Annotated in this window: 16 protein-coding genes; 15 read left to right on the forward strand and 1 reads right to left on the reverse strand. The window is 35.6% G+C overall.

The features are described from left to right. Positions 1-17 precede the first annotated feature (17 nt). The 13 genes from hisA to rsfS all read left to right on the forward strand — a co-directional run bounded on the left by hisA (position 18) and on the right by rsfS (position 9,598). The gene (gene hisA / locus H8S01_RS08560; RefSeq protein ID WP_186836910.1) at positions 18-737 is read left to right on the forward strand and encodes a 1-(5-phosphoribosyl)-5-[(5-phosphoribosylamino)methylideneamino]imidazole-4-carboxamide isomerase; all 720 of its coding nucleotides are present in this window, start codon (positions 18-20) and stop codon (positions 735-737) included. 15 nt (positions 738-752) lie between these two features. Further along, the gene (hisIE, locus tag H8S01_RS08565; protein WP_186836911.1) at positions 753-2,024 is read left to right on the forward strand and encodes a bifunctional phosphoribosyl-AMP cyclohydrolase/phosphoribosyl-ATP diphosphatase HisIE; all 1,272 of its coding nucleotides are present in this window, start codon (positions 753-755) and stop codon (positions 2,022-2,024) included. Then, positions 2,024-3,229 carry a ribonuclease E/G gene (locus tag H8S01_RS08570; protein WP_186836912.1) on the forward strand — a complete coding sequence of 402 codons (1,206 nt, stop codon included), beginning with the start codon at positions 2,024-2,026 and terminating at the stop codon, positions 3,227-3,229. Before hisIE ends, H8S01_RS08570 begins: the two co-directional genes overlap by 1 nt. A 14-nt stretch (positions 3,230-3,243) precedes the next feature. Continuing rightward, on the forward strand, positions 3,244-3,747 hold the full coding sequence (locus H8S01_RS08575) for a phosphatase PAP2 family protein (RefSeq protein ID WP_186836913.1): 504 nt from the start codon (positions 3,244-3,246) through the stop codon (positions 3,745-3,747). 13 nt (positions 3,748-3,760) lie between these two features. Beyond that, complete coding sequence (locus H8S01_RS08580; RefSeq protein ID WP_186836914.1) at positions 3,761-5,131, forward strand: alpha-glucosidase/alpha-galactosidase; 1,371 nt, start codon at positions 3,761-3,763, stop codon at positions 5,129-5,131. A gap of 116 nt (positions 5,132-5,247) precedes the next feature. Continuing rightward, positions 5,248-5,556 (forward strand): 50S ribosomal protein L21, encoded by a 309-nt coding sequence (rplU, locus tag H8S01_RS08585; RefSeq protein ID WP_021866712.1) that lies wholly within the window; start codon positions 5,248-5,250, stop codon positions 5,554-5,556. 29 nt (positions 5,557-5,585) lie between these two features. Next, positions 5,586-5,924, forward strand: coding sequence for a ribosomal-processing cysteine protease Prp (locus H8S01_RS08590; protein ID WP_021866711.1), 339 nt, complete (start codon positions 5,586-5,588; stop codon positions 5,922-5,924). Between the two features lie 5 nt (positions 5,925-5,929). Further along, positions 5,930-6,220, forward strand: coding sequence for a 50S ribosomal protein L27 (rpmA, locus tag H8S01_RS08595; protein ID WP_021866710.1), 291 nt, complete (start codon positions 5,930-5,932; stop codon positions 6,218-6,220). A 129-nt stretch (positions 6,221-6,349) separates the two neighbouring features. Continuing rightward, the gene (obgE, locus tag H8S01_RS08600) at positions 6,350-7,645 is read left to right on the forward strand and encodes a GTPase ObgE (protein WP_021866709.1); all 1,296 of its coding nucleotides are present in this window, start codon (positions 6,350-6,352) and stop codon (positions 7,643-7,645) included. 41 nt (positions 7,646-7,686) lie between these two features. Beyond that, on the forward strand, positions 7,687-7,992 hold the full coding sequence (yhbY, locus tag H8S01_RS08605) for a ribosome assembly RNA-binding protein YhbY (RefSeq protein WP_021866708.1): 306 nt from the start codon (positions 7,687-7,689) through the stop codon (positions 7,990-7,992). A gap of 26 nt (positions 7,993-8,018) precedes the next feature. Next, positions 8,019-8,648: a nicotinate-nucleotide adenylyltransferase gene (gene nadD, locus H8S01_RS08610; protein ID WP_186836915.1), complete on the forward strand. Its 630-nt coding sequence runs from the start codon at positions 8,019-8,021 to the stop codon at positions 8,646-8,648. A gap of 5 nt (positions 8,649-8,653) precedes the next feature. Beyond that, positions 8,654-9,241 (forward strand): bis(5'-nucleosyl)-tetraphosphatase (symmetrical) YqeK, encoded by a 588-nt coding sequence (gene yqeK / locus H8S01_RS08615; protein WP_021866706.1) that lies wholly within the window; start codon positions 8,654-8,656, stop codon positions 9,239-9,241. Continuing rightward, on the forward strand, positions 9,242-9,598 hold the full coding sequence (gene rsfS / locus H8S01_RS08620; RefSeq protein ID WP_021866705.1) for a ribosome silencing factor: 357 nt from the start codon (positions 9,242-9,244) through the stop codon (positions 9,596-9,598). Between the two features lie 118 nt (positions 9,599-9,716). Here rsfS and lexA read toward each other — a convergent pair whose 3' ends face one another. Further along, positions 9,717-10,343, reverse strand: a complete 627-nt coding sequence (gene lexA / locus H8S01_RS08625) for a transcriptional repressor LexA (RefSeq protein ID WP_021866704.1) — start codon at positions 10,341-10,343, stop codon at positions 9,717-9,719. Between the two features lie 259 nt (positions 10,344-10,602). Here lexA and H8S01_RS08630 point away from each other — a divergent pair, with 259 nt between their 5' ends. Beyond that, on the forward strand, positions 10,603-10,947 hold the full coding sequence (locus tag H8S01_RS08630; protein ID WP_186836916.1) for a LysM peptidoglycan-binding domain-containing protein: 345 nt from the start codon (positions 10,603-10,605) through the stop codon (positions 10,945-10,947). Between the two features lie 123 nt (positions 10,948-11,070). After that, positions 11,071-12,210, forward strand: coding sequence for a DEAD/DEAH box helicase (locus H8S01_RS08635; protein WP_021866702.1), 1,140 nt, complete (start codon positions 11,071-11,073; stop codon positions 12,208-12,210). Positions 12,211-12,262: the final 52 nt, after the last annotated feature.

Below are 12,262 nucleotides of genomic sequence, written 5' to 3' on the forward strand. Positions count from 1 at the left end.
AAAGATTGGAGATTAACATGCGACTTTATCCAGCTATAGATATAAAAGACGGAAAATGCGTCAGATTAAAAAAAGGACTTTTTAACGAAGTTACAGTATATTCTGATAAACCATATGAAATAGCCGAAAGTTTTGAGGCAGACGGTGCTAAATTTATACATACTGTTGACCTTGATGGTGCAAGAGGCGGCCACTCAGTAAATTCAGAGACAATAAAGAAGATTGTTGACAGTGTATCAGTTCCTGTCCAGCTTGGCGGCGGAATAAGAACACTTGAAGATATTGAGACAGTTCTTAATCTTGGTATATATCGTGCAATCATAGGCACAAAAGCCGTTGAGAATCCTGATTTTATCAGACAGGCTATTGAAAATTTCGGTGCAGAACATATTGTTGTCGGAATTGATGCAAAAAATGGAATGGTAGCCGTTGAAGGCTGGGAAAAAGTCAGTGATAAAACAGCTATTTCACTTGCACTTGCAATGAAAGATATAGGTGTGAAAACTATTGTATATACGGATATATCAAAAGATGGCATGTTATCAGGACCAAATATTGAACAGACAAAGCTTCTGTCTGATAAAACCGGTATAGATATTATTGCATCAGGCGGCATGTCATGTATGGATGATCTTCGCAATGTATACAAAGCCGGTATCCATGGTGCAATCATGGGTAAATCATTATATGAGAAAAAAATCATATTAAAAGATGCAGTAAAAGAATTTGAAAATTAAAGGAGACTTATAATTATGTCTTATAAAAAATTAGTTCCAATAATTTATTTAAAAGATACAAAAGCATATAGCGATGAAGCACTTACTAATCTTATAAGTGATGATGCAGTCAGTGTTGCGGACAGCTTCAGTGCAAACGGTGCAGATGAAATTATTATCATGGATTTATCATATGATGATGCATCACATGATGAAGCAATTGGCATTATCAGACAGATTACAAAGGCACTTGACACACCGGTTATTGCCGGCGGCAATGTAAAGAGGGTTGAAGATGTTAAGAAGTATCTTTATGCAGGAGCAAAGGCAGCTCTTCTCGACGAATCACGCGAGTCAAATATGATTATGATGAAAGAAGTCTGCGACCGTTTTGGCAAAGATAAGATTGCACTTATATACAGAGCATATGATAAAGATGTTATTCAGCTTGCAAAAGATAACGAGATAGCATTTGTTTTTGTAAAAGATGGTGTGTCTTATAAAGAAGCAGTTGCGGATTTTGATGGAATTCCGGCTATAGTTGAGACATCTGTATTGTTTGATGAAATAATTGCATTTGATTTAGTTGCAGGTATTTCTGGCAGTATTATAAGTACAACTGACTATGATTTTATGAAAAAGAAACATGAACTTACAAAAAATGGTATCGTTATGAATACATTTACAAGTTCAATTCCATTTTCAGATTTCAAATTAAATAAAGAGGGGCTTATTCCTGTTATTGTTCAGGATTACAAGACTGATGAAGTTCTTATGCTTGCATATATGAATGAAGAATCATTTAACCTTACAATCGAGACAGGAAGAATGACTTATTTTAGCAGAAGCAGAAATGAAATCTGGGTTAAAGGTCTTACATCAGGTCATTTCCAGTATGTCCGTTCTATTGAGATAGACTGTGATAATGATACGCTTCTTGCAAAAGTAAAGCAGATTGGTGCTGCATGCCATACAGGAAATAAGAGCTGTTTTTACCGTAATCTTGTTTCTACTGAATATGCACAGACAAATCCACTTAAAGTATTTAATAATGTAATGAGCATAATCGAGGACAGAAAACAACATCCAAAAGAAGGCTCATATACTAATTATTTATTCGATAAGGGAATTGATAAAATTCTTAAAAAATGTGGTGAAGAGGCAACAGAAGTTATTATTGCCGCCAAAAATCCTGACCCTGAGGAAATCAAATACGAAATTTCTGATTTCCTTTATCATGTGATGGTTCTTATGGTTTTAAAAGGTGTTACATGGGAAGATATAGTAAAGGAACTTGCTAACAGATAATGAGTGCAAAATATATTATTACACATATTGACGGCAGGCTTGTATCTGCTGAGTATGACAATAATATCTGTGTGGGGCTTGATATTTTAAGCCCCACCGGTGTTATGGGAAATATATATGCAGGACGTGTAGAAAATGTCGTCAAAAATATTAATTGTGCTTTTGTTGAAATTGAAAAAGGAGTAAAATGTTATTTTCCTCTTGAAGCAGACAACAACAGGCACATTTTTTTTAACAATAAAAATAATGACAAATTAAATCAGGGCGATTCGGTGCTTGTCCAGGTAATTAAAGAGGCTGTAAAAACAAAACCTCCGACTGTGACAACAAAGGTTTCACTGACAGGAAAATATGTTGTATTATCATCCGATATAAGAGGCGTAAACATTTCCTCAAAAACAAAAAAAGATGAGCTGTGCAAAAAGGTGCAGTCACTTTTGCTGGAATCTTTAAATACTGAAAAATTCGGATTTATAGTACGTACAAACTGCAAAGATGTAAATGAATCGGATTTTGAAGATATTTTAAAAGAAGCACATGATATGTCCAAAAAATTTGAAAATATTTTACAGAGGGCAACGTATGAAAAAGCACCTGTGTGTCTTTACAAAGAAAAACCTTTATATGTAAATCATATTCTTGGATTTCCGAATGATTATATTGATGAAATAATAACCGATGATGATAACATATATGATACTATATGTGCGTATCTTCCTGAAAATGAACGCATGAAGGTACGCCTGTACAAAGATGAGATGTTGGAACTTTATAAGCTGTATGACGTTAAAAAGCAGCTTGAACAGGCATCTGCACAAAAAGTATGGCTTAAATGCGGCGGATATATTATAATTGAACAGACCGAAGCACTTACAAGCATTGATGTCAATTCCGGAAAATGTATTTCAAAAAAGAGCGGCGAAGCTGCAAAAGAGGATACTGTATACAAAGTAAACAGTGAAGCTGCTGATGAAATTGCAAGACAGATAAAGTTAAGAAATCTGTCAGGAATAATCATAATTGATTTTATTAATATGAAAAGTGAAGATAATACGCAAAAGCTTATGTCCGGTATCAGGCATTTATTTAAAAATGACAAAGTGACAACTACGCTTATTGATATTACAAAACTCGGTCTTGTGGAAGTGACGAGAAAAAGAGAGGGTGTAACACTTTTACAGGCATTGAAAGATACTTCATTTTAAAGGAGTTGATATAGTTGGATTGTTTATATGTCAGATTTTACAGAAAATGTGAAGCTTTTTTTAAAGAGAAACAAATACGGTTTGATATATTAAAATTTCTATACAAGGTATTGCCGGTGCTTGAAGCGGCGGTTTACTGCGGACTGATTATTTACAGTTTTGTAAAAGAAGATTATCTGATGTTTACAAAATGTATAGTTGTTCCGGCAACAGCATTTGTAGTTGTGTCGATTTTCAGGAAATTAATTGATTCGCCAAGACCATACACAAAGTATGATATTACGCCGCTTATAAATAAGGATAAAATCGGAGAGTCATTTCCGAGCAGACATACATTATCTGCATTTCTTATAACAATGACGGGATTTTATGTATATTTTCCGGTTGGAATTGTACTTGCTGTTATGTCATTGATAATTGCAATAACAAGAGTTGTCTCAGGTGTGCATTTTACAAAAGATGTAATTACCGGGGCTGTAATCGGAATACTTTCTGGAATAATATATTTTGTTTTTTAAGAGGAATTGAATTATGAAAAATATAAAAATAGCATACATCGGCGGCGGCTCAAAGCAGTGGGCGAGAGTTTTTATGAATGACCTTGCACTGTGCAGCGACCTGACAGGTGAAATCGGGCTTTTTGATATAGACAAAGAGGCGGCAGTCCGCAATCAGCAGATAGGTAACAATATTAATAAACAGCCTGAAACAGTGAGCAGATGGAATTATGTTGTATATGACAGTCTCAAGGAAGTTTTATGTGGTGCGGATTTTGTTGTAATATCAATTCTTCCGGGAACTTTTGAAGATATGAGAGTGGATGTCCATTATCCTGAAAAATATAATATTTACCAGAGCGTCGGTGATACGGCAGGTCCGGGAGGTGTGTCAAGAGCACTCCGCACAGTTCCGTTTTATGAAGAGTTTGCGGCAGCAATAGAAAAATATTGTCCTGATGCATGGGTTATTAATTTTACCAATCCAATGAGCATATGCACAAAGACGTTGTATGATGTATTTCCTTCTGTTAAAGCGTTTGGCTGTTGTCATGAAGTGTTTCACACACAGGATTTTCTGTGCGATATTCTTGAAGAATTTACGGGCATTAAGGCAAAAAGAAAAGAGATATATACAGAAGTTGCGGGAATTAATCATTTTACATGGATTTCAAGTGCAAAATATAAAGATATTGAAATATTTGATTTCATGGATGATTATATTGCAAAGCATTTTGAGGAAGGCCATTACGAGCACGGTCCGGCTGATTCTTACAAGACAGACACATTCGCATATGCGAACCGTGTAAAAATGGATATGTATAAGCGTTACGGTGTGCTCGGTGCGGCGGGAGACAGACATCTTGCTGAATTTATGAATAATAAATGGTACCTTGCAAGTCCGTCACAGGTTGACTCGTGGAAATTTGCACTGACAACAGTTGATTTCAGAATTAAGCAGATGAATGAAAGAATTGAGGAGTCAAAAAAACTTGCATCAGGTGAAATAAAACCTGAAGTAAAGAAGTCTGATGAGGAAGCTGTTGAACTTATGCGTAGCGTGCTCGGACTTACAACTACGATAAGCAATGTAAATCTTCCAAACAGAGGACAGATTTCATGGCTGCCTGAGGGAAGCATTGTTGAGACAAATGCGGTATTTTCAAACGACAGAGTTGTTCCTGTCACAACAAAGCCTCTTCCTGTGGCTGTACAGTCGCTTGTAAGAAGGTGCAGCGATAATATAGATATTCTTTATGAAGGAATAAAAAAACGGGATAAGAAGATAATATTTGAGTCATTCGTAAACCAGCCTCTTTGCAGTTCTTTAACGCTTGATGAGGCCAGAAGTCTTTTTGATGAAATGTATGAAAAAAATTTGAGATTTTTTCAAAAAAATAATTGACAATATAAGACAAGTAATATATTATATTCTAGTGTGCCGCTCAGTTAGGATGCAAGCAGAATGTTTTTATGATATTCTCCCCAAAACTGGCGAGTATTTAATTTAGGAGGTGCCATATGTACGCAATTATAGCAACAGGTGGTAAACAGTACACAGTTTCTGAAGGCGACGTAATCAAGGTTGAAAAGCTTGGCGTGAACGCTGGTGACACTGTTACATTTGACCAGGTTCTTTTCGTAAATGACGGAGATGCTAAGGTTGGAAACCCTACAGTAGCAGGAGCTTCAGTTACAGCAAGCGTTATTGGAGAAGGAAAAGACAAAAAGGTTATCGTTTACAAGTACAAGAGAAAAACTGGCTACCATAAGAAAAATGGTCACAGACAGCTTTTCACTAAGGTTAAGATTGAAAAGATTAACGCTTAATTACTTGTTAAGTTAGAAAGGCATGGCTTATGACACATGCTGTTATTTACAAGTCCCACGTTAACGGTGAGGTGCTTGGATTTAAAACATACGGACATTCTGGCTATGCCGATGAAGGCAGCGATATTGTATGTTCGGCTATTTCATTGCTTGTGATTAATACGATTAATGCCATCGATACTTTTACCGATGCTAAGTATGAGACACAGGTAAACGAAGATGAAGCATTGATTTCTTTTATGCTCACATCTGAAATGACAGAGATTACAAGTGATATCAGAGTATTACTTAACGCACTTGAACTGGGATTATCCCAGGTGGCTGCCGGTAATCCTGATTACTTATCCATATCAATCGAGGAGGTGTAACTAATATGTTGAATTTGAACCTTCAGTTTTTCGCCCATAAAAAGGGTGTTGGTTCTACAAAGAATGGTAGAGATTCAGAGTCTAAGAGATTAGGCGCTAAAAGAGCTGACGGACAGTTCGTTCTTGCTGGTAATATTCTTTACAGACAGCGTGGAACAAAGATTCTTCCAGGTGTTAATGTAGGCCGCGGTGGCGATGATACATTATTCGCACTTGTTGATGGAACTGTTAAGTTCGAAAGAAAGGGCAGAGATAAAAAGCAGGTTTCTGTTTATCCTGTTACTTCTAACGAATAATTTTAGTTTATTTGAGCTCCAAGTCTTCGGATTTGGAGCTTTTTTACCTTATATAATCCGTGTGATAAAATAAATAACGGAATTTTTTATATAACAGAACAGGCAAAATAATTACAGAGGAGGTCATTTATGTTTGCAGACAGAGCAAGAATTTTTATAAAATCCGGCAAAGGCGGCGACGGACATGTAAGTTTCCGACGTGAACTGTATGTTCCTGATGGCGGTCCTGATGGTGGTAACGGCGGCAAAGGCGGCGATATTATATTTGAAGTTGACAAGGGACTTAACACTCTCGGAGACTTCAGACATAACAGCAAATATATTGCAAAAAGCGGTGAAGAGGGTGGAAAGAGACGCTGTACAGGCAGAGACGGTGAAGATCTGGTAATAAAAGTTCCGGAAGGAACTGTTATATATGACGATGAGAGTAGAAAAGTAATTGCCGATATGTCAAATGACAATCTGCGTGAGGTAATCTTAAAAGGCGGCCGTGGTGGCAAAGGAAATATGAATTATGCAACATCAACAATGCAGGCCCCACAGTATGCACAGCCTGGCCAGGATGCACAGGAACTATGGGTGCGTCTTGAATTAAAGGTTATTGCCGATGTTGGTCTTGTAGGTTTTCCTAACGTAGGTAAGTCAACACTTCTTTCAAGAGTAACTAATGCACGCCCTAAGATTGCAAATTATCATTTTACGACACTTAATCCTAATCTTGGTGTTGTTGACCTTGATGGTGGAAGAGGATTTGTAATTGCTGATATTCCGGGACTTATTGAGGGAGCATCTGAAGGTGTTGGTCTTGGACATGAGTTTTTACGCCACATAGAGAGAACTAAAGTTATAATTCACATGGTTGATGCAGCTTCAACAGAAGGAAGAGACCCTGTCGCTGACATCAAGGCAATTAATGAAGAGTTAAGGGCATATAATCCTGAACTCTTAAAACGTCCACAGGTTATTGCAGCAAATAAAATTGATGCAATATACACAGACGATGAAACAGAAAATCCAGTCGATGTAATCAAAAAAGCCTTTGAACCTGAAGGAATAAAAGTCTATCCAATTTCGGCAGTTACAGGTCAGGGACTTAAAGAACTTTTATATTATGTACGTGAACTTCTTGATAGTATGACAGATGAACCTGTTATGTTTGAGAAGGAACTCGATACAGATACACTTTTTGATAATCCTAATGAAGCATTTTATGTTGAAAAAGATGATAAAGGCGTTTATGTTGTATCAGGCCCAAGAATCGACAGAATGCTTGGATATACTAATCTTGAATCTGAGAAAGGCTTTAATTTCTTCCAGAAGTTCCTTCGTCAGACAGGTATTTTAAAGCAGCTTAAAGAGCTTGGTGTCCAGGAGGGTGATACTGTAAGAGTTGGCGACTATCTTGAATTTGATTACTACGATTAATTATAGATTATGAATGAATTGTTATTTAAAGGAGATAAAATATGACAAGCAAACAGCGTTCTTATTTAAAGGGTCTTGCCATGACAATGGATCCGATTTTCCAGCTTGGAAAATCAAGCCTTACGCCTGAAAATACACAGGCTATTGCTGAAGCTCTTGAAGCAAGGGAACTTATAAAAATAAATGTATTGCAAAATTGTGCAGATGATCCGAATGAACTTGCACAGATTGTTGCAGAGCGTACACATTCACAGGTTGTTCAGGTGATTGGCAAAAAGATTGTTTTATATAAAGAATCAAAAAACAAGAAAAAAATCGAACTTCCACCTGCAAATAAAAAGAACTAATAATAGATTTAATAAAGGAATTGAATATGAATTCTGATATTATATGTGTATTTGGTGGGACATTTAACCCTGTCCATACAGGACATATCGAGATTGCCCGTCATGTTCACAGCCAGTTTAATCTTGACAAAATTCTTATAATGCCAAGTGGCAATCCGTCATCATATAAAGACACAAGTCTTATTGCGGATGCCAAAGACAGATGCAATATGATTTCACTTTCAATAAAAGATTATCCTTATATGGAACTTTCCGAGCTTGAAGTAAAACGTCCCGGAAGAACATATACGTGTGATACATTAAAAATACTGAAAGAGAAATATAATCTGATTTATTTTATTATAGGTGCGGATTCACTGTTTTCTATAGATAAATGGTATCACGCTGATTATGTAATGAAAAACTGTCATCTTCTTGTCGCAAACAGGGACAATCTGGATGATGAAATGATTAAACAGCGTATAGAATTTCTTAAAAATACGTATGGAGCTTTAATAGATATTATTGACACACCGGCCCTGCCATATAGTTCCACTGTTATACGTGAAAATTTAAAAAATGGCGTGTCTGTTGAGAAAATGATAAATCCAGCCGTTTATGATTATATAATGAAGCATGGTCTGTATGGTGTTAAAAGTTCCAAATTGGAGGAATAACTGTAATGGATAACGAATATATACAAGCACTCCGGAAAGAGGTAAAAAAGGAATTTACAGCGGATAAAGCACGTTACTGGCATACAATAGGTGTTGCAGAGACAAGTGCATGTCTTGCAATGCGTTATGGTGTCGATATGCAGAAAGCATTTACGGCAGGACTTCTTCATGATTGTGCCAAATGTTATTCGGATGAACAGCTGATTGAGATATGTGAGAGCAACAATATTGAAATCACGCAGGCAGAACGTCTGAGTCCATATCTTTTACATGCAAAAGCCGGGGCTTTTTTTGCCGGTACAAAATATGGCATCGATGATGAAGATATATGCAATGCAATCAGATATCACAGCACAGGTCATCCCGGCATGACACCACTTGAGGAGATTGTGTTTATTGCAGATTATATGGAACCTTTGCGAAATAAGGCAGACAATCTTGATGAAATACGGGCCCTTGTTTTTAAAGATATAAAAGAGGCAATATATCGTGTAACATTAAGCACAATTGAGTATTTAAAAAAACGGAATAAACCAATAGATCCACTCACACAGGAAACGTGTGACTATTATAAAAGTACAGGAGGTTTTTAAATGGCCGATTCAAAATCAAAAGAGATGGTAAAGGCAGCCATCGAGGCAATGAAAGACAAAAAAGCAGAGGACATCAGAGTTATAGATATCAGTAATGTATCAGTTATTGCGGATTATTTTATAATAGCAAATGGAAATAACCCTAATCAGGTTCAGGCTATTGTAGATAATGTTGAAGAACAGTTATATAAAGCAGGATTTGCAGATCCTAAAGTTGAGGGATATAACAGTGCAAGCTGGATTCTTCTTGATTATGAAGATGTAATTATACATGTATTTTCAAAGGAAGACAGACTTTTCTATAATCTTGAAAGAATATGGCGTGACGGAATTGAAGTCAATCCTGAAGAAATCTAGAAAAACTAATATAAACAAAAATATAATATAGATAAAAATCAGCCACCTGCAATTATAATGCTGCAGGTGGCTGATTTGTGTTTTATTATAGCGAATATAAAAATGTCTGTGCCTGTATTTATAATCCTGAATTGTCGATTCTTATTACGCCAATTACTTTTCCGATAATCTCACAGTTGTCTACAATAATAGGATCCATGTAATCATTTTCAGGCTGAAGACGTATGTGTCCTTCTTCTTTGTAAAAACGCTTAACTGTGGCAGAATCATCGACAAGTGCTACAACCATTTCTCCGTTATGTGCAGTGTTCTGTCTGCTTACAATAATATTATCTCCATCATAAATTCCGGCGTTAATCATACTTTCGCCTTTTACAGTAAGCATAAAAAGTTCTGTATTCGGCATAAATTCCGCAGGAATAGGAAAGTAGCTTAGTATATTCTCCACGGCAAGAATCGGCTCACCGGCAGCTACACGTCCTACAAGCGGAACATTAATAACTTCACGTCTTGTAAGATTAAAGTTATCATCAATAATCTCTATAGCTCTTGGCTTAGTAGGGTCTCTTCTTATATATCCATTTTTTTCAAGTGTTTCAAGATGTGCGTGAACAGATGAAGTTGACTTCAGATTGACAGCTTCACATATGTCACGTACTGATGGCGGATAACCTTTATTTAAAATCTGAGACTTGATATATTCAAGAATCTCAGTCTGTTTTTTTGTAATTCTTCCATATGCCATTAAACATACCTCCCAGTTAATTCGTTTATCCATAAAATATAATATTTTTGTTTATTATAACATTTAAAATGTAAAAAATCAAACAAATTTTCCGAAAAAATGTTCGATTTTTTACTTGAATTATATTGACAAACAAATGTTCTTATTCTATAATCCAAGCATAAACAGAACATTTATTCGGAACAACTGTTCATGGATGCTTATTTATATAGTTATATTTATGGTTTTTACATTTTTATTTTTTGAGGAGGTTTTTATTATGATGAACAATAAGAGAAGACATTCACGCAGGAGATGGTTACATTTATCAGCAAAGAAGACTTTAATAACTATTGTGCTTGCTGTTATTATGGTGGCTGCTATAAGTATTTATGGAATAATAATTGTGAATGCATCTAATTCTAATCCGGAGAAATCACAGACGCAGCGTTTCTATACGAGTATTACAGTGCAGCCTGATGATACACTTTGGAATATCGCAGATTCTTATGCTTCAGATGGTGAGAGCCATCAGCAGTATATCAATGCAGTAAAGTCACTTAATAATATGACAGATGATACTATTTATTCGGGACAGAATATAGTTATATATTATACAAAATGATACCCTGGCATGTAGTGTATGAATAGGATGGACACGAATGAAAGGCTATGATTGTATGGACTTTGGATATTTTATCTGATATAATTTATACAGTAATATATTATATAATAATCGGAGTTTAATATGACATTTAAAGATTTATTAATAAAACCTGAATTAATTGACGCATTACAGGTTCAAAATATAACACAGCCTACACAGATACAGTGTAAAGCAGCAAAGCCGGTTTTTGATGGAAGAGATATGATAGCATGTTCGAGCACCGGAAGCGGCAAGACACTTGCATATCTGCTTCCTGTTTTATCGTCAGTTGATTTCGCTGAGAACACACTTCAGGCACTTGTTTTAGTACCAACGCAGGAACTGGCATCACAGGTTAATAAGCAGATTCAGCTCTTGTTTGATAATATGCATTCAGATGCACATACACTTATGTTGATTGGTGACGGAAATATTACACGTCAGATTGAAAGTCTGAAGATTAAGCCTGTAATTGCTGTTGCAACACCATCCAGAGCTGCTCAGCTTATAAGAATGAAGAAGTTAAAAGTTCATAATGTAAAGACACTTATACTTGATGAAGCCGATAAGCTTATGGATAAAACATATCTTGAGAGCATTATTTTCATAAGAAAGTCTCTTATGAAAAGAACACAGGTTCTCTTATTTTCAGCAAGTATAAGTAACAAGACAATAAAGCAGGCTAATACAATAACTTATAATCCTGTTATATATGAATTGTCAAAGGAAAATAAAGAACTTATACCTAAAACAATAAAACATATATTTATAATATCAGACCGTCGTGAACGAATTGAGACACTTCGTAAGATTGCGAAAGCTGTTAATTCAGATAAAACAATGATATTTATTAATACAAAGTACGACCTTGAAGAATCATTACAGAAATTACAATATCATAATTACAATGTTGCGGCATTAGCAGGTAATATAGATAAACAGTCTAAGAAAAAAGCTGTTGAAGATTTTCAAAATGGCAGACTTCAATATCTATTGGCAACGGATGTTGCTGCAAGAGGATTACAGATTGATCATGTATCAACAGTTATTAATGTGAATCTTCCGGAAGAACCAACAGAATATCTTCACCGTGCCGGCAGATGCGGACGTAACAACGAACAGGGATTGTGTATATCAATCATAACTGAGAATGAATTAAATAAGATTAAAAAATATCAGAAAGCATTCAATATAAACATTGTCCAGAAACGTTTGTACAATGGAAAAATTGTTTCAAAATAATGTAATGTTATAAAAATATATATACCCATGCAGAACATGCACGGGTATATAT

Origin of the sequence: Lachnospira hominis (ex Liu et al. 2021) (assembly GCF_014287955.1) — a bacterium.
GTDB classification, from domain to species: domain Bacteria; phylum Bacillota; class Clostridia; order Lachnospirales; family Lachnospiraceae; genus Lachnospira; species Lachnospira hominis.

Bases quoted from the DNA above. Each gene is read 5' to 3' on its own strand.
- hisA (WP_186836910.1), top strand. From the start codon at position 18: ATGCGACTTTATCCAGCTATAGATATAAAAGACGGAAAATGCGTCAGA.
- hisIE (WP_186836911.1), top strand. From the start codon at position 753: ATGTCTTATAAAAAATTAGTTCCAATAATTTATTTAAAAGATACAAAA.
- H8S01_RS08570 (WP_186836912.1), top strand. From the start codon at position 2,024: ATGAGTGCAAAATATATTATTACACATATTGACGGCAGGCTTGTATCT.
- H8S01_RS08580 (WP_186836914.1), top strand. From the start codon at position 3,761: ATGAAAAATATAAAAATAGCATACATCGGCGGCGGCTCAAAGCAGTGG.
- rplU (WP_021866712.1), top strand. From the start codon at position 5,248: ATGTACGCAATTATAGCAACAGGTGGTAAACAGTACACAGTTTCTGAA.
- H8S01_RS08590 (WP_021866711.1), top strand. From the start codon at position 5,586: ATGACACATGCTGTTATTTACAAGTCCCACGTTAACGGTGAGGTGCTT.
- rpmA (WP_021866710.1), top strand. From the start codon at position 5,930: ATGTTGAATTTGAACCTTCAGTTTTTCGCCCATAAAAAGGGTGTTGGT.
- obgE (WP_021866709.1), top strand. From the start codon at position 6,350: ATGTTTGCAGACAGAGCAAGAATTTTTATAAAATCCGGCAAAGGCGGC.
- yhbY (WP_021866708.1), top strand. From the start codon at position 7,687: ATGACAAGCAAACAGCGTTCTTATTTAAAGGGTCTTGCCATGACAATG.
- nadD (WP_186836915.1), top strand. From the start codon at position 8,019: ATGAATTCTGATATTATATGTGTATTTGGTGGGACATTTAACCCTGTC.
- yqeK (WP_021866706.1), top strand. From the start codon at position 8,654: ATGGATAACGAATATATACAAGCACTCCGGAAAGAGGTAAAAAAGGAA.
- rsfS (WP_021866705.1), top strand. From the start codon at position 9,242: ATGGCCGATTCAAAATCAAAAGAGATGGTAAAGGCAGCCATCGAGGCA.
- lexA (WP_021866704.1), bottom strand. From the start codon at position 10,343: ATGGCATATGGAAGAATTACAAAAAAACAGACTGAGATTCTTGAATAT.
- H8S01_RS08630 (WP_186836916.1), top strand. From the start codon at position 10,603: ATGATGAACAATAAGAGAAGACATTCACGCAGGAGATGGTTACATTTA.
- H8S01_RS08635 (WP_021866702.1), top strand. From the start codon at position 11,071: ATGACATTTAAAGATTTATTAATAAAACCTGAATTAATTGACGCATTA.